Here is a 22,051-nt window from a genome sequence, read left to right on the forward strand (position 1 = left end):
CGTGATTATCTATTAACTTGTGTAATATTAATATACAACATACTTCCAATTACCACAATATTTTGTTAGCAAACTATTAGTTAATTGTTAGTCAATTATTAGTTTTTCTGGTATAACATTAATTTTTTAGTATAATATTCGATATCTCAAAAAGTAATAGATTTAATTTTTGCTCCAAGCGATCAATAAATGCTGAAAGCTTGCAGGCATGCTCCTCACGAGCAATTCGCTCACCCTCTATCGCTAATTCCACAATTTCCTCAGCGCCCAGGTAGCTGGATGCGCCTTTAAGCGTGTGCAGCGCTCTCGTTACTTCAGCATAATCCTTGTCCTCGTAAAGCTTCTTCAAGCGCGGAATGAATAAAGCATAATCATGCAAATATTGCTCCAGCATATGGACGTAAATGTTTACCTTCCCATTTACTCGCTCAATGGCCTGCATAGCCTGGATCGAGCTGAGTGCTTCCAGCTGTTTCAGCAGCTCCACATTCGTCTCACGAGCGTGTCTTGCATCTGACAGTGATTTTCGGTTTTCACTTTTATTTTTGGATACATGCCGATCGATTACCAGCTGCAGCTGATCAATGGAAAGCGGCTTCGTAATGACGGCGTTCATTCCATGAAGCAAATATGACTCATGATCTGATGGTAATACATTAGCAGTTACCGCCACAATAGGAAGATCGTAATGTTTTTTCTGTGCGCGGATCACCTTCGTTGCTTCTACCCCATCCATTTCAGGCATGTGAATATCCATAAGCACAAGATCGTAGCTATTGCTTTGAATAAGCTGAACCGCCTCAAGACCATGGCTCGCAATTGTTACTCTGCAGTTGCAAAACTTCAGCATTTCAGCCGCTACCAATTGATTCACTTTATTGTCCTCGGCAAGCAGCACATGATATTGCGGCTCGTGAGCTACAGCGATCTGGTTTTCGCTTGCCGATTGCTGCGGCTTATCAGGATCGGGTTGCTGCTTGGCGACTGGAATTCTCTGCTTGGCATGCAGCACAAGATCAACCGCATCCTTAAAGCGTTTCTGAGTCACCGGCTTGGTCAAAATCGCAGCAGGCTGCTGCTCCGGCTCCAAAATAAGCAGCTCCTCGCGTCCATATGCGGTCGTGACGGCAATGATCGGAATGCCTCTGCTGGCTGCGGCCCTTTGGAAATCGAGCCATGTCTCCATGCCGTACATATCGTTCATTTCCATATCCATAATCATGAAGGAAGGATATGCCCCTTCACCCAAGCGCATTAAACGGAAATAGGCTTTTTTCCAGGAACGCTTTCTAACCGCGTTGTAGTTGCAGGAAGCAAGCAGCTTGGTCCAATAATTCGCCATGACATCATGGTCCTCAACAATCCATACGATGCTTTCCAGCTCATACTTTGTTTTGAGCGGCTCAGGCGGAAGCTGATAACCGACCTTTTTAAACGGCAGTGTAAAAGTGAACGTGCTTCCAATATGCAGCTTGCTGCTTACCTCCAGCCTGCCGCCTAGCAGTTCGACCAAATTTTTCGAAATGACGAGTCCGAGACCTGTTCCGCCATACTTTCTTGTAGTGGAGGAGTCCGCTTGCCTGAACGGCTTGAACAAATGCTTGAGCTGCTCCTCCGACATGCCGATCCCCGAATCCTTGACCGTAAATTGAATATCCAGCTCATCCTCGCGTTCAGCGGCAACGGCAATGTGCAGCGCAACAATCCCATGCTCGGTAAATTTGATTGCATTAACGCAAAGATTGGACAGCACCTGCTCCAGACGCAGCGCATCTCCAAGCATATGGTGCGGAACCTCTGGCTCGATTTCGATTTTAAATTCGAATTGCTCCTTCCCGCCAAGAAATACACTTAGCTGATCAGCCAAGTAGTTAATAACGGTATGAAGCTGGAACACGACTAAATCCGGCTCGATCTTTTTCGCTTCCAGCTTGGAGAAATCGAGAATGTCATTAACGATGCTCAGCAGCATGCTTGATGAATCCTTCATATGCTGCACATATTCCTTCTGCAGTTGATCGAGCTCCGTTTTTTGCATAAGCTGCGACAAGCCGATAATGCCATTCAATGGCGTTCTGATTTCGTGGCTCATTAAAGCAAGGAAGGTGCTTTTCGCTTGATTGGCCTCCTCCGCCACCTCTGTTGCGCGAACAAGCTTGCGCTGCACCTCGAGCTGTTCGGTAATGTCGCGCGATATGCAGGAATAGAGCGTTTCGCCAGTAAAGGTATCCTTATACGCAACTATAATAATCGACACATTAATAAATTTGCCAGAAATATTTTGAAATTGCGCCTCACACTCGAAAAACCCCTGCTTTCGTGCTGTGAGCGAGCCTCTAAGCAGCTGCCTGAACAGATGAGCCGGCAAAAAGCTTCTAATCGACAGCCCTTTTACTTCATCTTCAGAAAGCCCTAGTATGCTGCGTCCAGCCGCATTCATATAAATGATATTTGCCTGCTTATCCACCGAAGCAATTAAATCCTTGGCCGATTCTACTACCATTTGCAAATGATTTCTCGAGCTTTCCAGCCTTCTTTGCTCTGTAATGTCATTGAAGATCGCTATAATGCCGGAAATGCGCCCATTGCGATCACGCAGGCTGCTTGAGCGATTGTAGACGGGGATTCTTTTGCCTTCACGATTAATCACTGTAAGCTCAAAATCATAGTTGTTATACTGCTTGCGCAGCTCTAAAAACAACTCTACACCAGGCTGAATTTCACGCCCTAGCTCGGCTGAGAACTGCTCTGCCTTCACGCGAACCTCATCGATATCCATAAACATAAGCGGTGTAACCTTGCCGATAATTTCATCAGAGGAATAGCCGAGCATTTGCTCAGCTGCCTGGTTCATATAGGTAATCACATAACGCTCGTCCATAACAAATACAGGGCTTTTATTTTGATTAATAACGGCGTCAAGCCGATCGAACATTATTTGCAGCCGTCCCATCATACCGTTGACCGTATTAGCCAAAACGCCTATTTCATCCTTGTTCGACGCATTTAAATGTCCACCGTCAAAATGACCCGCCGCAGCTTGCTTCGTAACCTGCAAAATTGCTTCAAGCCTGGAAATAATCGTTTGAAAATAAAGAAAAAAAACAAACGCCAGCACAACAATTGCTGCGGACACTACGAGCAGCATGCGCCATAATGTAGGCGCTGCCAGCTTTTCCAGTGCGCCTAAATCCTTTACTTCCATAATGACCCAGTCGGTGTTTTCGATCGCCTGATAAAACAGAATGTATTTGTGCAGCATAACATCGATTTGCTTATAGCCTGTAGATTCTGTTAAGGCAAGTGCTGCCAGCTGCTTGAGATGAGTGCGCAGCACCGTATCCTGCTGGTTTGTAAAATCCGTTTGCAAATGATCGTAGAGCAGCTCGCCGCTATGGTTGTACAAATACAAATTGCCCCCCTCAATTTGCAGCATTTGCTCATAGGCTGCAGGAGGAAAGGCATAAGCGGCATATAAAGCTCCAATTAGTTGATTGGATTCATCCATACTATAGACAGGAACGCTAATGTAGCCCAAGCGCTCGTTAGAATCATTTAAAGTGATCGGATCTGTCAGCACTGTATCCCCGCGCAGCGACCGTGCAATCGGCAGCCTCCAGCTTAATTGCTGTGACGAGCTGCCCCGCAGACTCGTCGCTATCCCGTCCTCGCTAATGAAGCCGATTTCCTCATATTGAAAGGAATTGAGCTGCTGCTCCTGCTCCAAATATTCCATCATTGCACTCGTATCGCCCGAGCGCACCTCATTGGTACGGCTCATGACCAACACCTCAGCTTTGCGCGTATCCAGCCAGGAGCTCAGTACAAAGGAGCGGCTTTCCTGTTTCAGCCTGATTTTATCGATTTCGGTTTCAACCATATCTTTTTTCATGGAGGTGTAATTATATAAACCGACAATCATTAGCGGTACGAAGGAAATCAAAATAATTATAATTAAGCCCTTTGTGCGAAGAGACAGCCTATTCATCGAGTTGACCTCCTCAAAATCATTAGGGCGAGTCTGAAAACCGCTCAGCGGCCTCGGAGTTCTCAGACACGCCCTAGCTAATAATGCTTCTCATATTTTTGTGGCTGGAAAGCATCTGCTCAAAAAATTCTTTCTCTTCCTCCACAATTCTCACCCAAGCCTCTACACAGCGCGGATCAAAATGGCTGCCGCTCTCTTCCTTTATAATACTCATCGCCTTCTCATGCGTCATCGCCTTGCGGTAGGAGCGAGAGGAGGTCAACGCATCATACACATCGGCAACCGCCGTTACCCGTGCGACCAGCGGAATCGCTTCGCCTTCAAGCCGGTCAGGATAGCCGGTTCCATCCCATTTTTCATGATGCGAGCGAATAATTGCCAGCTCCTCTACCATAAAGCCGACTTGCTTGCACAAATTGTAGCCGTCCACCGGATGCCTTTCGATTAATTTGCGTTCGTCCTGCGTCAGTTTGTCCGGCTTGTTCAGCACATAATCTGGAATATACAGCTTGCCCACATCATGCACCAGTCCACCTAAAGCAATTGACTTAAGCTGTGTGGAGGACAAGCCCATTTCTTCTCCCAGCTTAAGCGCATATACCGTTACCCGATAATTATGCCCTGCGGTATAGGCATCCTTCGTTTCAGTTTGCTTCACTAGCTCGCTAACGCTCGGCGTCATATAGGTTTGAATCCAGCGATCCGGGTCGGCGCGATACAGTCGCTTGACAGAAGCCGTTAATGATTCAGTATGTCTATATTCCAGCACAAGCACGATCATCATAACGAGCATCGCCAAAAACAAAAGCCCATGGAACATCCACCAATTCAAAGCCTCAGGAGCAAGCGTAAATAAAATCACTTGAGCTGTATTCATCCAGCCGGTACCATATACGATGGCCAATTGAATCGAGAAACGAGAAGCCATGTATGTAATGAGATGGCGGTATACCGTCCACGTATTAAAAAGCAAAATAAAAAATGTTGTCAGCCTTGCGCCGTTGCGACTATACAAAAACTGCTTGAAGGAATCATCTGCCACCAGCAAAATAAGCAGGCCAATCAATACCAGCAGCACACACCAAACAGGCATTAACGCTTTGCGATGCTTGCCCAGCCAACGAACAAGGCGATGATCGGCAGACAATGAGCTTAGCCATAGCCAGAACGAAGAAAGCAGCAGCGCCAGCTGGGCAAATATAAAGTGCTGCGCGCTGTCGCCTGTTCCAAGCATCGGCGAAAATCCATGACACAAAAGCATAGCGCCAATCGAAGCATATGCCAAGGAAACGAACAGTATTTTGATGTTGCGAAGCTGCTGTGCAACTATGCCCATGACAAGAAAAATAATGATAGCCAGCAGCGCTTCAAAGCCAATTAAATAAATGATTGAGGAATGCAAGACTACGCTATTGTTAAATACTAGCCGGTTCAACCAAAAATAGATAAGAATTGGTGTTACCATCGCCAGTCCCAATTGAAGCATCACAAGTCCTCTTGAACGCATAGATGTTCCCCCGATCGATTCTCTATCTATTATCCGCTCTTGGCTGTTATAGCTGCTTTAGCCACTTTCCAACTTCATTGACAGGCATTGGCTTTTTGAAATAGTATCCTTGCATCAAATGGCATCCCGCATCCTTTAAAAAATTCAGCTGCGGCTCTGTTTCCACACCTTCAGCTACTAGCTGTATGTTCAGCTGATTCGCAAGGCCAATCATCGAATTTACAATTGCACGCTTGGTTGGCAACTCATAATGCTCAATATAAGCCTTATCAATTTTAATCGTTTGAAAATGAAGCTGCTCAAGAGAGCCCAGAAACGAATAGCCCGAGCCGAAATTATCCATCGACAGCTTGACGCCAAGCCGCTGCAATGGCTGTACCTGCTCTCCGACGCTTGCGCCGCAGTGAATCATCGTTTGCTCCGTAATTTCCAGCTCCAACAGATTGGGAGCAAGACCGGATTCTACTAAAGCGCTTTGCGTCATATTATAGAGCATGCTCGACTCTATTAGTTTACTAGATAAATTAACCGAAACGACCAAATTGTCTTTAAACTCCAAATTCCACTCATAACAGTCATGACAAGCTCGATGAAGCACCCATTCTGTCATGGGCAAAATCAATCCTGTCTCTTCTGCAATCGGGATAAATTCATCGGGAGCGATTTTCCCTAGGGTCGGATGCGTATAGCGAAGCAACGCCTCAAAGCCGATTGGCCGATTAGAGCTTATATCCCATTTCGGCTGATAATAGACCTGCAGCTTCTCCTTAATTAATGCATCGCGCAGCCCCTTCTCTATCTCCATCTTGCGAATCACTTTTCGTTCCATGTCGCCATTGTATTCACAATACTGGTTCTTTCCAAGATTTTTCGCATAATACATCGCCGTATCAGCGGCCTTCAGCAAGCCGTCCTTCGTATTGCCATGCTCGATCGAGTAGCTGACGCCAATACTTCCCGTTACCTCAAGCTGGTGGTCGCCGAGCATGAAGGGCTTTCTTATTTCCTCCAGCAAATGCTCTACTGCCTGCAATACCTGCGCTTTATTCTCAAATGGCATGACAATCATAAATTCATCTCCGCCGATGCGGAATACATACTGCGGCACATTGGCATGCTTTCTAAGCCGCGCACCCATTTGCTGAATCAATAAATCTCCTACATCATGCCCAAGCGTGTCGTTAATATATTTGAACTGATCAAGGTCGATAAACATTGTTGCGAATTTACGTTGAAATAACGTAGGGTTGGTGAAAAATTCATTCATCGCATGACGATTGCTAAGTCCCGTCAGCGAATCGGTATAGGCCATCTTTTTATACATAATCTGCTCCCATACCTGTGCGAACCAGGTTAGCTGAACAATGATCACAATCGCAATCAGCACCGTAATGAGCAGCGTCGTTGGCGCTGAAATCAGCTTCTGATTGCTAATATATGCAGGATCTATGCACCAAAATGAGCTGGCCTCCATCCCTACATAATGCATGCCTGTAACTGCGAAAGCCATCAATAAAGCGGCTGCTGAGCGCAGAACAAACCCGCTTTCCGCGGATTTGATTTTAATAAACAAGTTCAAGGCAGCATAAGAAGCAAGGAAAGCAATTAATGCGGAGGTAGCCCAAAGCACTGGATCGTAGCTGATCGTCATGATGTCATTTTTCATTGATGACATTCCGACGTAATGCATCGTTACGATGCCTGATGCCATAAATAAGCTGGAGAGCAGCAGCTTCAGCTGAGATATTGTTGTACTAGATACATAGAAAGCAATTAAAGAGGCTCCTATGCTGGCAAACACCGAAACGATAGACTTCCCAATATGATAATCGACCTGTATCGGCAAATGAAAAGCTACCATTCCTACAAAATGCATCGTCCATATGCCGCACCCCATCACAACACCTGCGATAATTAGCCAGCCCCACGCTATTTTGCCAGGAATGCTGGTTACCTTTTTGGATAAACCAAGCGCCTGATAAGAGGTGAAAAATGCTATAATTAAAGATAATGCAACAATCCATATATTATAACTGCCAGTTAACGCAACCAATGTGTACCTCCACCATTATCCGTAAATAGACTATCTTATCAATTATACAACATTATGATTCCGATGTAACATTTCTAAAACCTCGTTCAATAACTGTTACTTTCATAGTAAGTGTAAACGATAAAACTATAAAAAAACTGTATAAGCTGACCTTTTTATCAGCTCATACAGTTTTTTTCATATCAACATTCGATTAATGAATAAGCTCATTTTGCTTCAGCAGTCTTTCAATCATAATGACGATCTCTGCTCTCGTGATCTCAGCCTTCGGCGCTAATATGGTTGAGGTTCTGCCTTGGATGATGCCTGATTTGAGCGCGGTGGCCATCCCCTGCTTTGCCCACACAGATAATTGCTCCTGATCCTGATAGCTTTGCAGCCACTGCTCTGCTTCCTCGTTGGACACGCTGTAATTCAGCTCCATAATCCCCATAGCTCTTGTAATCACAGCAATGGCTTCTTCGCGCGTAATTGTTTGCATCGGACGGAAGCTGCCGTTGCTGTAGCCATTAATCAGTCCATATTCCATGGCGGCCTGGACTGGTGATAACGCCCAGCTAGTATCTTCAATGTCGACAAAGGTCGCTTGCTCCTTTGTTCCAGTCAGCCCTAACGCTCTAGCCAATATCGCAGTAAACTCTGCTCTCGTCACAGCAACATCAGGTGCAAACTGCATTGCGGTCTGACCTTGCACAATTAGACGATCGGCAAAAGCTTCGATGGCACTGGATGCCCAGTGACCTTGAATATCAACAAATGAAGTCTCCTTCTTCTGAACGAACGCGTATACCCCATCAATCAAGCTTTGAATCTCAACGTAGTTTTTGCCGTTCTTTTGCATCAGCTTAGTTGGAACATGCGTATAGCTTCCATCAGAACGAATGACGATGGCAGTTGAGATGGAGCCTGGATCAATAGATGGGTCAAGCTCGATCATTCGCTCTGCATAATGCTGATAAGGCAAATGCGAGACATGTCTTTCACCCTTCGTATAGGACACAATCATTTCTAAAGGTGATCCGACAGTTGCGGGCATACTGTTTATCCATTCAGTTGGCAGCGCTGGATTTTGATTAATCTCAAAGGATACATGAACCGTCTCATCAAATGCTACTGCGCCTAGCTGACCTAAAATACGTTGCATATTGAACTGACCAGCAGACCATACCAATGTTCCTTCGGACGTATGCAGCTCGATTGCGATTTGCTTTTCAATCAGCTTGGATAACAATTGACCTTTAATTTGAAGCAGCACCTTATCCGCTGGATAATTTACAGCGACCTTTAAGATCGCGTCCAGATCAGCTGTTTCCAAATATTGCATTACTCCATCAGTATTCAAAGTAATCTCGGTTACGGTTTTGCCATTTTCCGTTTTAAGAGAAGCATCCCATAAATTGCGATTCGTCTTATCATCAATGCTGATATCCAAATCATTTGTAGGAGCTGGTGTTGGCGTTGGCGTTACTGTTCTGCTATCGCTCACCGTTACAGTTAGCGTCGCATCATTGCCTGCGCTGAACGTAAAGGTGAACGTATGCGAGCCTTCCGCTAGTGTTGCCAGATACTCCTTCTTCAGCGTCAATTCATCGCCTGTTGTGTTGAGTACGTAGACGCTGCTTGGCAGAGCAGTTCCGCTTCTTTCGATACTAGTGAAAGTATTACCTTGCAGGTTTATGCTTACTGTGATGTCTGTATAGCCGTTTGATGCACTGTGCTTGTCGAAGCTTGCTGCTGTTGGCGTTACAGTGCTATTACCAGGCGTACTGTCGCTTACTGTTATAGCCAGCGTAGCCTCATTGCCTGCGCTGAACTTGAAGATGAACGTATGCGGACCTTCAGCCAGGGTCGCTAGATACTCCTTCTTCAGCGTCAGCCCATCACCTGCTGCGTTGAGTTCATATGCACTGCTTGGCACAGTAGTTCTGTTTCTTAAAATGCTAGTGAATGTATTGCCTTGCAAATCCATACTGACCGCGATATCTGCATAGTCAGTTGAAGCAGCGTACTTATTAAAGCTCGCTGTCGTTGGACTAATCGTACTGTTCGCTGGTGTGCTGTCGCTTATCGATACTGTTAGAGTTGCATCATTGCCTGCGTTAAACTTGAAGGTGAATGTGTGCGGACCTTCAGCTAGGGTCGCTAGATACTCCTTCTTCAGTGTCAGTTCATCACCGGATCCATTCAATTCATAAGCGCTGCTTGGCAGAGCAGTCCCGCTTCTTAAGATGCTAGTGAATGTATTGCCTTGCAAATCCATACTGACTGCGACGTCTGCATAGTCTGTTGAAGCAGCGTACTTATCAAAGCTTGCTGTCGTTGGCGTGATTATACTGTTCGTTGGTGTGCTGTCGCTCACCGTTACACTCAATGTCGCATCATTGCCTGCACTGAACTTGAAGGTAAATGTATGCGTCCCCTCCGCTAACGTTGCCAAAAACTCCTTCTTAAGTGTCAGCTCATCGCCGGTTCCGTTCACTTCGTAAGCGTTACTTGGCAAAGCAGTTCCGCTTCTTAAGATGCTAGCGAATGTATTGCCCTGCAAATCCATACTGACTACAACATCAGTGTAGCCACTTGATGTAGCGTACTTATCAAAGCTTGCTGTCGTTGGTGTGATTGTACTGTTCGCTGGTGTACTGTCGCTTACCGTTACTGTAAGAGCCGCATCGTTGCCTGCACTGAACTTAAAGGTAAATGTATGTGAACCCTCCGCTAACGTTGCTAGATACTCCTTCTTCAGCGTCAGTTCATCGCCGGTTCCGTTCACTTCGTAAGCGTTACTTGGCAAAGCGGTTCCGCTTTTTTCGATGCTAGTGAATGTGTTGCCTTGCAAATCCATATCAACTACAACGTCTGCATAGTCACTTGATGCAGAGTATTTATCAAACGTAGCTGTCATTGGCGTTATCGTACTGTTCGATGGGGTGCTGTCGCTCACTGTTACAGTCAGCACTGCATCATTTCCTGCGTTAAACTTGAAGGTGAATGTATGCGGACCTTCAGCTAGGGTCGCTAGATACTCCTTCTTCAACGTCAGCTCATCACCTGCTGCGTTGAGTTCATATGCACTGCTTGGCACAGTAGTTCCGCTTCTTTCCATGCTAGTGAATGTATTGCCTTGCAAATCCATACTGACCGCGATATCTGCATATTCACTTGATGCAGCGTACTTATCAAAGCTCGCTGTCGTTGGCGTGATTGTACTGTTCGCTGGTGTACTGTCGCTTACCGTTACTGTAAGAGCCGCATCGTTGCCTGCACTGAACTTAAAGGTAAATGTATGTGAACCCTCCGCTAACGTTGCTAGATACTCCTTCTTCAGTGTCAGTTCATCGCCGGTTCCGTTCACTTCGTAAGCGTTACTTGGCAAAGCGGTTCCGCTTTTTTCGATGCTAGTGAATGTGTTGCCTTGCAAATCCATACTGACTACAACATCAGTGTAGCCACTCGATGTAGCGTACTTATCAAAGCTCGCTGTCGTTGGCGTGATCGTACTGTTCGCTGGTGTGCTGTCGCTCACCGTTACACTCAGTGTCGCATCATTGCCTGCGCTGAACTTGAAGGTGAATGTGTGCAAGCCTTCTGATAGCGTTGCTAGATATTCCTTCTTTAGCAGCATCACGTCGCTAGTTGCATTCACTTCATAAGCGCTGCTTAGCAGTGCCGTTCCGCCCGTTTCTATACCTGTGAAAGTATTGCCTTGCAAATCCATACTAACTACGATATCCGCATAACCACTTGATGCACTGTATTTGTCAAAACTCGCTGTCGTTGGACTAATCGTACTGTTCGCTGGCGTGCTGTCGCTTACCGTTACGGTCAGTGTCGCATCATTGCCTGCGCTGAACTTGAAGGTAAATGTATGCGAGCCTTCCGCTAACGTTGCTAGATACTCCTTTTTCAGCGTCAGCTCATCGCCGGTTCCGTTCACTTCGTAAGCGTTACTTGGCAAAGCGGTTCCGCTTCTTAAGATGCTAGTGAATGTATTGCCTTGCAAATCCATATCAACTACAACGTCTGCATAGTCACTTGATGCAGAGTACTTATCAAACGTAGCTGTCGTTGGCGTTATCGTACTGTTCGATGGGGTGCTGTCGCTCACCGTTACACTCAGTGTCGCATCATTGCCTGCGCTGAACTTGAAGGTGAATGTGTGCAAGCCTTCCGCTAACGTTGCTAGATACTCCTTTTTCAGTTTCAGTTCATCGCCGGTTCCGTTCACTTCGTAAGCACTGCTTGGTAGAGCGATTCCGCTTCTTTCGATACTAGTAAATGTATTGCCTTGCAAATCCATACTGACCGCGATGTCTGTATAGTCACTTGATGCAACATACTTATCAAAGCTAGCTGTCGTTGGCGTTATCGTACTGTTCGATGGGGTGCTGTCGCTCACCGTTACACTCAGTATCACATCATTGCCTGCGCTGAACTTGAAGGTGAATGTGTGCAAGCCTTCCGCTAACGTTGCTAGATACTCCTTTTTCAGTTTCAGTTCATCGCCGGTTCCGTTCACTTCGTAAGCACTGCTTGGTAGAGCGATTCCGCTTCTTTCGATGCTAGCGAATGTATTGCCTTGCAAATCCATACTGACCGCGATATCTGCATTGTCACTTGATCCACTGTATTTATCAAAAGCAGCTGTCGTTGGACTAATCGTACTGTTCGCTGGCGTACTGTCGCTAACCGTTACGCTCATCGTTGCATCATTGCCTGCACTGAACTTAAAGGTAAATGTGTGCGAGCCTTCCGCTAACATTGCTAGATACTCCTTTTTCAGTGTCAGCTCATTACCGGATCCATTCACTTCGTAAGCGTTGCTTGATAGAGCAGTTCCGCCTAACTCGAGACTGGAAAACGTATTACCCTGCAAATCCATACTAACTACGATATCCGCATAGCCACTTGATGCACTATATTTGTCAAAGCTCACTGTTGTTGGCGTAATCGTGCTGTTCGCTGGTGTACTGTCGCTTACCGCTATGGTCAGTGTCGCATCATTGCCTGCACTGAACTTAAAGGTAAATGTGTGCGAGCCTTCCGCTAACGTTGCTAGATACTCCTTTTTCAGTGTCAGCTCATTACCGGGTCCATTCACTTCGTAAGCGTTGCTTGATAGAGCAGTTCCACTTCTTTCGATGCTAGCGAATGTATTGCCTAACAAATCCATACTGACTGCAATATCTGCATTGTCACTTGATCCACTGTATTTATCAAAAGTAGCTGTCGTTGGACTAATCGTACTGTTCGCCGGTGTACTGTCGCTCACTGTTACAGTCAGCATAGCATCGTTGCCTGCACTGAACTTGAAGGTGAACGTATGCGAGCCAGTGCTTAAATACTCTAAATACTCTTTTTTCAGCGTCAGCTCATCACCTGATCCATTAAGCTCATACGAGTCCGGCAATAGTGTAAATCCTTCTCTGTCAATACTAGAAAACGTATTGCCCTGCAAATCCATGTTAATTACTATATCCGCATAACCACTTGATGCACTATACTTGTCAAAGCTTGCTGTTACTGGACTGATCGTGCTATTAAATATCGTACTATCGCTAATCGTTAAGCTTAGCGTCGTGTTATTGCCAGCACTAAACTTAAACGTAAATATGTGAGTTCCTGGGCTTAAGCTTTCAAGATACTCCTTCTTCAACGTTAGTTGAGTCCCTGCACTGTTCAATTCGTAAGAGCTAGGCAGCATCATAAAGCCGCTTCTTTCTATGCTTGCGAAGGAGTTACCTTTTAGATCCATACTAACTACAATGTCCGTATAGTCACTAGATACACTGTTCTTGTCAAAGTTGGCTGTTGTCGGGCTGATTGTACTATTCGCTGGTGTGCTGTCACTCACTGTTACGCTCAGCATAGCATCGTTGCCTGCACTGAATTTGAAGGTAAAAGTATGCGGACCTTCCGCTAACGTTGCTAAATACTCCTTCTTCAGCAGAATCACATCGCCTGTTGCATTCATTTCAAAGGCACTGCTTGGCAGAGCCGTCCCACCTGTTTCTATACCTGTGAAAGTATTACCTTGCAGATCCACACTAACTACAACGTCCGCATAACCGCTTGATGCACTATACTTGTCAAAGCTCGTTGTTGTCGGGCTGATCGTACTGTTCGCTGGCGTGCTGTCGCTTACTGTTATGCTCAGCGTTGCATCGTTGCCTGCACTGAACTTGAAGGTGAACGTATGCGGGCCCTCCGCTAATGTTGCTAGATATTCCTTCTTCAACGTCAGCTCATCGCCTGATCCATTCAATTCATAGGCGCTGCTTGATAGAGCGGTTCCACCCGTTTCTATAACTATGAAAGTATTGCCCTGCAAATCCATATTGACCAGGACATCTGCATAGCCGCTTGATGCACTATACTTGTCGAAGCTTGCTGTCGTTGGTGTGATCGTGCTGTTCGCTGGCGTGCTATCACTCACTGTTACGCTCATTGTCGCATCATTACCTGCGCTGAACTTGAACGTGAATGTATGCGCACCTTCCGCTAACGTAGACAGATACTCCTTCTTCAACGTCAGTTCATCGCCCGCTCCATTTACTTCATAGGCGCTGCTTGGCAGAGCGGTTCCGTCTAACTCGATGCTAGTGAATGTATTGCCCTGCAAATCCATGTCAACTACAACGTCCGTATAGCCGCTTGATGCTGCGTATTTATCGAAGCTCACTGTTGTTGGGCTGATCGTACTATTTGCTGGCGTGCTGTCACTTACTGTTACAGTCATTGTCGCATCATTGCCTGCGCTGAACTTGAAGGTGAATGTATGCGAGCCTTCCGCTAACGCAGACAGATACTCCTTCTTCAACGTCAGTTCATCGCCCGCTCCATTTACTTCATAAGCATTGCTTGGCAGAGCTGTTCCACTTGACTCGATGCTAGTAAATGTATTGCCCTGCAAATCCATGTCAACTACAACGTCTGCATAGCCACTGGATGCGTTGTATTTATCAAAGCTAGTGCTTGTTGGCGTAATCGTGCTACTCAAAAGTGGAGTACTGTTGCTAATATTTATTGTTGCAGCACCTAGAGCCGTGTCTTTAAATACAATTGTGACCGTCTGTGCTCCTGTATTTAATGTGCTTAGGTACTCCTTCTTAAGTGTAATTGTTCTCGTATTAAGATCGGCAGTATAATTGCTTGGATCAATAATTGCTCCTCCGTTACTTAACTGCACAACTTCAAAGCCGTGACCACTATAATCGATCACAACATCTTGATAACCTGCCGATGAAGTATACTTATCAAAAGAATAGCTTGGTAATGGCGGCAAACCTGTCGCTGATTCATCTGCTACCGTGTAAGAGACGAAATCGGTATTAGACACTAAATTGTTATTATTCAACGTCCAGGTTATTACAACTTTATTGGCGTATCGAATACCCTCAGTAGGAAAGCTGGTAAATAAACTCGATAAATTTCTGATTTCATGTACCGTTTGACCAACAGTTTCTGGAAAGTTTCGCTCCCCTTCATAAATTTTACTGCTGAAGGCATTAAAAACCTCTATTTTAACCCCACGGAATGATGCAGTACCGAATGAATCTTTCAAGTAAATATCCTTAAATGTAAACGAGCCAATCGTCTGTGCCTTTAATTCAAATACACCAGTAGTTAGCGAGGAATTATAATATATATTCTCATCCCATAATTCCATTAAATTTGGAACTGCATATTTTCCATGCATCAGCTTATAGCCACTTCCTGCCGTATCCGCAGCCCCTAAGCCCTGGCCAAAATAGTATGTAATATCTGCTGCTTTCGTAGTTTGATTGGAATACGCCGTTACTAAAGAAAACAGAAGAACAAACAACAAAAAGACCTTCGTTGTTTTATGATGCGCCAGCTTCATTAGCTTCAAATTACATTCCCTCTTTCTATTCATTTAAATACTACTGTGCTAAAAACTTTTTTTAGCACCTAATTGCATTACCATCTGAAAGACTGTAATTTACGATTTACTTAATAAGAGTTTAAATTTTGGGAGAATCATAGGTTTAGGGCTCTTTGGGAGCAGAGCCAAATCATAGGAGGGAACATCAGCATACTACATACATATAAAGCTGTGATTTACATCAATCATTTTATCACACTATTACTTGTCCATGTTGACTTTTTTTGTTAATTTGTGATCCATATCACCAATTCGAAAAGCTACAACATTCTTCCGTTTTCTGCACATTAATATAAGCGATTACATTTTTAAGCTTAGATTAATGTATTTCATTCTAAAATTTGTTATAGTATTAGCATATCTTTTATTTTGTGAGAGGAGTCTAAAGGAATGGACAATAAAGAAACGCAATCTCAAGAGTTTGCGAAAAACAACGAGGTTGCGGAAAACGCATCAGTTGTTAACGATGCGCCACGTAACTACAATCAAGGGGCAGGAGGCAGCAAACCTTCCAAAAGCAATCCTTTTTGGATGATCGCTTCCATTATTTTAGCAATCGCGCTTGTGCTTGTTATCATCTTCCCAATTGGTGGAGGAAAGTCTGAGACGATTGCAACAGTAAACAGTAAAAATATTACGAAAGATGATTTGTTGAATACACTGCAAGAATATTATGGCGACAGTATTGTAAATGTTCTTGACCGCATGATTACAGAAGAAGTTGTTGGACAAGAAGCAAAGGCTAAAAACATTACGATGACAGATGCAGATATTTCTGCAGAAATCGCTGCATTGAAGATTGATTATGGAACAGAAGAAAACTTCCAAAGCTTCCTGTCTTACTACGGCATGACAGAGGAAGATTTGAAAAAAGAACTGAAGCTTACAACACTTATTCGACTATTGCTGCAAGATACTGTGGAAGTAACAGATGAGGAAATTCAAACCTATTTTGATGAAAACAAAGCAAATTTAGGTGGCTCTGAAGAGCAGGTTCGCGCTTCCCATATTCTTGTATCAGATAAAGAATTAGCAGAGGATCTTTTGGCACAGCTTAAAAATGGTGCAGATTTTGCTGAGCTAGCTGCTCAGTACGGTACAGACGCTACTGCTGCAAACGGTGGAGATCTAGGCTTCTTCAGCTACGCTGATATGGTTGAGGAATTCTCCAAAGCAGCATTTGCTCTGGACGTAAACGAGCTTAGCGATATTGTTGAAAGTGAATTCGGCTACCACCTTATCCTAAAAACCGACTATAAAGAAGCAGTTGAAGCTAATTTTGACTCAGTGAAGGATGCCATTAAAATTAAACTAATTAATGAAAAAATTTATGCAGATAACAGCACTTACACAGAGGATCTTCGTTCAAAAGCTAAAATTACTAACAAGCTTCAAGCGGAAACTCCAGCAACGAATGATCCAGCAACAGGCGGCACTGGTCTGGAAGAAGCACCTATAGACGGTGCAACTGGTGGCGATGCTGCCACTGGTGACGATGCTGCTACCGGTGACGATGCTGCTACCGGTGACGATGCTGCTACCGGCGACGATGCTGCTACTGGTGATGATGCTGCTACCGGCGACGATGCTGCTACTAACGGCGCAGCGCAGTAACATTTGAACGTATACAGAGGCAGGCCATGCTCATTTTGGTACAAGCGTTGCTACTATGCCTTTAGTATTCCACAAAACACCCCTGAAAATGTCAATCGAAACGATCGCTTGACAGCTCAGGGGTGTTTTTAATGAAATAAAAATAGTGATGCGGCGCAAGTTTTTGTCAAACTAAGGCTAGCCTCCATTCGCTAGAAAAATGCTCACCGCAAACGTCCACACGATTAAAGCAAAGCTCAGCCCTGCCCATATTTCATTCGCTTTATAGTCTCCTCCTCGTTTTATTTTGTCTATAATCCGAATCATATTAATGAAAAAAATAAATGCTGCAAACGGCATGCCATATACCGCCACAAATATAAAGCTTTCCATTCTTCATCCCTCCTTCATAAAAAAAGATGCAAAGCTGATCAAATAATCAGTTCTGCATCTTGATGTTTGTTTATTTGCTAGTGTTCATGCTTTAATAATCTGTTGCAGCTGCTTCTGCCTTGTCTACTATAGCTATGCCAGCGCTTGCTCCAATTCGGCTGGCGCCTGCTTCAACCATAGCAATTGCAGTTGCATAATCTCGAATTCCGCCGGACGCTTTGACGCCGATATGCTCACCAACCGTACGGCGCATTAATTGAATATGCTCGGCAGTAGCTCCGCCACTGCTAAAGCCAGTAGATGTTTTTACATAATGTGCGCCAGCTTCAACAGCCAGCTTGCATGCTTCAACAATCTCCTCGTCAGTCAGCAGGCAGGTTTCCAGTATGACCTTAACGATTGCTCGATTGGCAGCAGCAGCGACGACTGCTTCAATATCCGATTTGACTGCACTTAAAAACCTACTTTTTAAGTAACCGATATTGAGCACCATGTCGATCTCTGTAGCTCCATCGTGAATCGCTTGCTTCGTCTCCAACGCCTTTATCGCGCTGGAAGAAGCCCCTAACGGAAAGCCAATGACTGTCGTAACGCCTACCCGATCCGCATCCTTGAGCTGTTCAGCAGCCAGCTTGACCCAGCAAGGATTTACGCACACTGTTGCAAATTGGTACTGAGCCGCTTCAGCGCAAAGCTGAATGATTTCCTGCTCAGTTGCCCCAGCCTTAAGTAAAGTGTGGTCTATCATTGCAGCTAATTCATTACGATTCATGCACTTTCTTCCTCTCTTGTTTCTTAGTACTATTGTACAGTTAATCACCTTTGAGAGGAAGTTCAAAAAGCAGGGCTTTGATGACGATGCAATGCTTCGCTGGTTAGTCGACGGCGAATATGGCGCGCTAGCGAAAACTCCGGTGCTCACGTAGCTTTTGCCTACGCTGCGCTCCTCGTTTTCTACTAGCACGCCATCTTCTTGGTCCTGAAAGCCCTGCTTTTTGAACACTTATTTGAAGCGGAAGTTCTAAAAGCAGAACTTTGATGACGTTGTGTCGCTTCGCTGATTAGTCGACGGCGAATATGGCGCCTCGTAGTTTAACTTCTATATTAGATTAGGTAAGGAGGTTATCTTTGCGTTGGGAATGCAAATTTCTATACACAAAACACAAATCGACTGTAAAAGCATGGTCATGATAACCCTGCGTATCATGACCTGCTTGAAGAAACTAAATGGTTGCCGATCGTTTTCGAGTAGCTTCGATTACGATTTTGCCTATAGCAATTCTTTGCGTAATTCTGCAGCTGATTTAGGAGACAGGTATCCAAGCGGAATATCGAAAACAGTTTTCGCTCCTACTTGACCTTCCTTATACAGCTTGTAAGCAGCGCGCGCATAGGCAACTAGAACGCTGGACGTAAACTCCGGGTTGCTGTCCAGCTTCAAGCCAAACTCCATAATTTGCGTAGAGTCTGTGCCTGTTTTACCGCTTCTAAGCACAAGGCCACCATGTGGCATTGCGGAATGATTTTGCTTAAGCTCTTCTTCAGAGATGAAATGAACAACTGTATCGTAGTCTGCAAAATAGTTTGGCATCGACACGATTTCATCACGAATTTTCGCTTGATCAGCGCCTTCCTCGGCTACGACATAGCATTCACGCAAATGCTTTTCACGAGTCGTAAACTCTGGATTTTCGCCATTGCGAACCTTTTGCACAGCAGTTTCTACAGGAATTGTATACTGCACGCCATGCTTAACACCCGCTACGCGACGAATCGCATCAGAGTGTCCTTGGCTTACGCCTTTGCCCCAAAATGTGTAGCCATTGCCTTCAGGAAGAATCGATTCAAACAACAATCTGTTCATCGAGAACAAACCTGGATCCCAGCCTGTTGAAATGACAGCCAGCTTGCCGCTTTCTACTGCAGCACCGTTCACTGCATCAAAATATTCAGGAATACGTGCATGCGTATCAAAGCTGTCGACTACGTTAAACATTTTTGCAAATTGTGGGCCTTGCTCTGGCAAATCTGTCGCAGAACCACCGCACAAGATCATTACATCAATATCATTTACGAAATTTGCTGCTTCCTCAATCGAATATGCTTTTGTGCTCGAAGAGATGGTTGCAGGGTCTCTGCGAGTGAAAATTGCATCCAACTGCATATCCGGATTTTGCGCGATGGCTAATTCAACACCACGACCTAAGTTGCCGTATCCTACGATTCCAACGCGAATCCGATTTGTCATGCTGATAACTCACCTTTCCTCTTGTGTATTCTAAAATCTTAAACCCAGCCTCTAGCTTCCATAGCAGCAGAGATGCGTTTAATGGCAATCATGTACGCAGCCTTACGAAGGTTTACATTGTATTCTTTCGCAAGATCACGGACAGCCTTATATGAGTTAATCATATTTACTTCTAGTTTTTCAAGTACTTCTTGCTCACTCCAGTAATAGTTCATCAAATTTTGAACCCATTCGAAGTAAGAAACAGTAACGCCACCAGCGTTAGCAAGTACGTCAGGAATAACTACGATGCCTTTTTCCGTTAGTACACGATCAGCTTCAGGAGTAGTAGGGCCGTTAGCTGCTTCAGCAACGATTGCAGCTTTGATTGCACTTGCGTTTGCAGCAGTGATCACATTTTCAAGCGCTGCAGGTACAAGAACTGTTACATCAAGCTCAAGCAATTTTTCGTTGCTAATGTGGTATTGCTCGCCGTAATCAAGAATGGAAGCATTGTCTTTAAGCTCTCCAACTTTCGCAAGATCTAATCCGTTTGGATCATAAATGCCGCCTTTAGAGTCAGACACTGCAACAACTTTGCAGCCAGCTTCTTCAAGCAAACGAGCAGCAATGCGTCCAGCGTTACCAAAGCCTTGAATCGCTACAGTAGCTTCAGCTGGAGTTTTGCCCATATCCTCAAGCGCTGCAAGGATTGTGTATACACAGCCTTGAGCTGTTGCTTCGTTACGACCTTTAGAGCCGCCAAGAATAATCGGTTTACCAGTAATTACACCTGGAGAGTTTACGCCAGCAAGCTTGCTGTACGTATCCATCATCCAGCCCATTGTTTGAGCGTTAGTGTATACGTCTGGAGCAGGAATGTCTTTTTGCGGACCAACGAAAGAAGCAATTGCTTCCATGAAGCCGCGGCTAATTCTTTCCAATTCGCCTTTGCTGTGCTCACGCGGGTTACAAATAACTCCGCCTTTACCACCGCCATAAGGAAGACCAACTACACCGCACTTAAAGCTCATCCACATGGACAACGCTTTTACTTCATCCAAAGTTACATCCGGATGGAAACGAATTCCGCCTTTAGTAGGACCGATCGCATCGTTGTGCTGAGAACGATAGCCTTCAAACACACGTACAGAACCGTCATCCATTTTTACCGGGAAGTTGACTGTAAGCACTCGCATTGGGCGCTTCAACACATTTGTAATATGCTCTGGCAAGTTTAATAGCGCTGCTGCTGCATCAACCTGTTGTTGTGCAATCTCATAAGGATTTAGAGTTTCTTGAATAACTGATACCGTCATTTTTAATCTGCCCTTCACTTTAGAATTCGATCACCTGATCGTGTCGTTATTTACAGCATACTGCTAATTTTGTATTTTGGGAAGAATTTTGTGTGCATTTAGTGCAAACTTTTTTTCGAATTTTACATTGTCATTTTATATAACATTATTAAGTTAGATATGATTATATTTGCGAATAGGTTATTTTACATACAGGAAAATAATTGATTATATTTCCGTATTCTTCATCTGTTTTGTGCAGTTTCACAAATTTCGTGGCAGTTTATTTTAATTTCCCTTCTTCATTATGTGATGTTTACACAAAAAACATATTGATCCAGACAAAACCTATCCCTCTATCGCATACAAATCGCATCGTTTTATCTCATGTTCAGATTAAAAAGTTCACAATTCGTTCACATTTATAACAGTTAAAATATCAGTATGCAAAAAGTGCAAACAGCTCATAAAATAAATTTTAACCGTAATAAAAAACACTTATCCGCGTAATTTCATCATTACACAGACAAGTGTTTTAAACTGAATTTGCACTATTCTACAGCGCTCCGGAGCAATGCATCCTTCAGTCGCTTTTTAAATCGTAATGCTCTTATTTGAATTTTTAAGGTGGCATTACGATGTTAAAGGCGACTCTCTTCGTTTTCCGGATGCTTTGCTCCTCCGCTGGGGCCCTCTTTACTGCTGAGTACGCTACGAAGCAATTGTAGCTTCTTCATAGCAGAGCTTTTTGAATGCCCTTTTTCAGCGCTGCGGAGCAATGCATCCTTCAGTCGCTTTTTAAATCGTAATGCTCTCTTATTTGAATTCTTAAGGGATGCATTACGATGTTAAAGGCGACTCTCTTCGTTTTCCGGATGCTTTGCTCCTCCGCTGGAGCTTTTTTAAGGGCAAAACCAAGAAGCTTGGACGCTAGTAGAAAACGAGGAGCGCTAGCCGCGGCAAAAAGCTACGTGAGCACCGCAGTTTTCGGTAGCGCTCAATATACGACGTCGAATTAACCTCAAAGCGTTACTTCGAAATCAAAGTCCAGCTTTTAGAACTTCCACTTCCAATAGAAGTTTAAAAATT

Annotated in this window: 9 protein-coding genes; 1 reads left to right on the plus strand and 8 read right to left on the minus strand. The window is 44.5% G+C overall.

Translation table 11 applies throughout. The features are described from left to right. Positions 1 to 118: 118 nt before the first annotated feature. From KJS52_RS17900 to KJS52_RS17915, 4 genes are all read right to left on the minus strand, one after another. On the minus strand, positions 119 to 3,988 hold the full coding sequence (locus KJS52_RS17900; protein ID WP_213517841.1) for a response regulator: 3,870 nt from the start codon (positions 3,986 to 3,988) through the stop codon (positions 119 to 121). A gap of 73 nt (positions 3,989 to 4,061) precedes the next feature. Then, a complete protein-coding gene (locus tag KJS52_RS17905) occupies positions 4,062 to 5,474 on the minus strand; it encodes an HD-GYP domain-containing protein (RefSeq protein ID WP_213517843.1) in 1,413 nt (470 codons plus the stop codon). 67 nt (positions 5,475 to 5,541) lie between these two features. Then, positions 5,542 to 7,548: a putative bifunctional diguanylate cyclase/phosphodiesterase gene (locus KJS52_RS17910; RefSeq protein WP_213517845.1), complete on the minus strand. Its 2,007-nt coding sequence runs from the start codon at positions 7,546 to 7,548 to the stop codon at positions 5,542 to 5,544. A gap of 193 nt (positions 7,549 to 7,741) precedes the next feature. Beyond that, positions 7,742 to 15,409, minus strand: coding sequence for a X2-like carbohydrate binding domain-containing protein (locus KJS52_RS17915; RefSeq protein ID WP_246563741.1), 7,668 nt, complete (start codon positions 15,407 to 15,409; stop codon positions 7,742 to 7,744). 432 nt (positions 15,410 to 15,841) lie between these two features. Here KJS52_RS17915 and KJS52_RS17920 point away from each other — a divergent pair, with 432 nt between their 5' ends. Then, positions 15,842 to 17,065, plus strand: coding sequence for a peptidylprolyl isomerase (locus tag KJS52_RS17920; RefSeq protein ID WP_213517849.1), 1,224 nt, complete (start codon positions 15,842 to 15,844; stop codon positions 17,063 to 17,065). 177 nt (positions 17,066 to 17,242) lie between these two features. On the opposite strand, the gene KJS52_RS17925 is transcribed toward KJS52_RS17920, so the two are convergent. From KJS52_RS17925 to KJS52_RS17940, 4 genes are all read right to left on the minus strand, one after another. After that, a complete protein-coding gene (locus KJS52_RS17925) occupies positions 17,243 to 17,437 on the minus strand; it encodes a hypothetical protein (protein WP_213517851.1) in 195 nt (64 codons plus the stop codon). A gap of 91 nt (positions 17,438 to 17,528) precedes the next feature. Continuing rightward, positions 17,529 to 18,209: a deoxyribose-phosphate aldolase gene (gene deoC, locus KJS52_RS17930; protein ID WP_213517853.1), complete on the minus strand. Its 681-nt coding sequence runs from the start codon at positions 18,207 to 18,209 to the stop codon at positions 17,529 to 17,531. A gap of 498 nt (positions 18,210 to 18,707) precedes the next feature. Next, positions 18,708 to 19,685, minus strand: coding sequence for a diaminopimelate dehydrogenase (locus KJS52_RS17935; RefSeq protein WP_213517855.1), 978 nt, complete (start codon positions 19,683 to 19,685; stop codon positions 18,708 to 18,710). Positions 19,686 to 19,723: 38 nt separating this feature from the next. After that, positions 19,724 to 20,983 carry a Glu/Leu/Phe/Val family dehydrogenase gene (locus tag KJS52_RS17940; protein WP_213517857.1) on the minus strand — a complete coding sequence of 420 codons (1,260 nt, stop codon included), beginning with the start codon at positions 20,981 to 20,983 and terminating at the stop codon, positions 19,724 to 19,726. Positions 20,984 to 22,051 lie beyond the last annotated feature (1,068 nt).

Source organism: Paenibacillus montaniterrae, from assembly GCF_018403185.1.
GTDB classification, from domain to species: domain Bacteria; phylum Bacillota; class Bacilli; order Paenibacillales; family Paenibacillaceae; genus Pristimantibacillus; species Pristimantibacillus montaniterrae.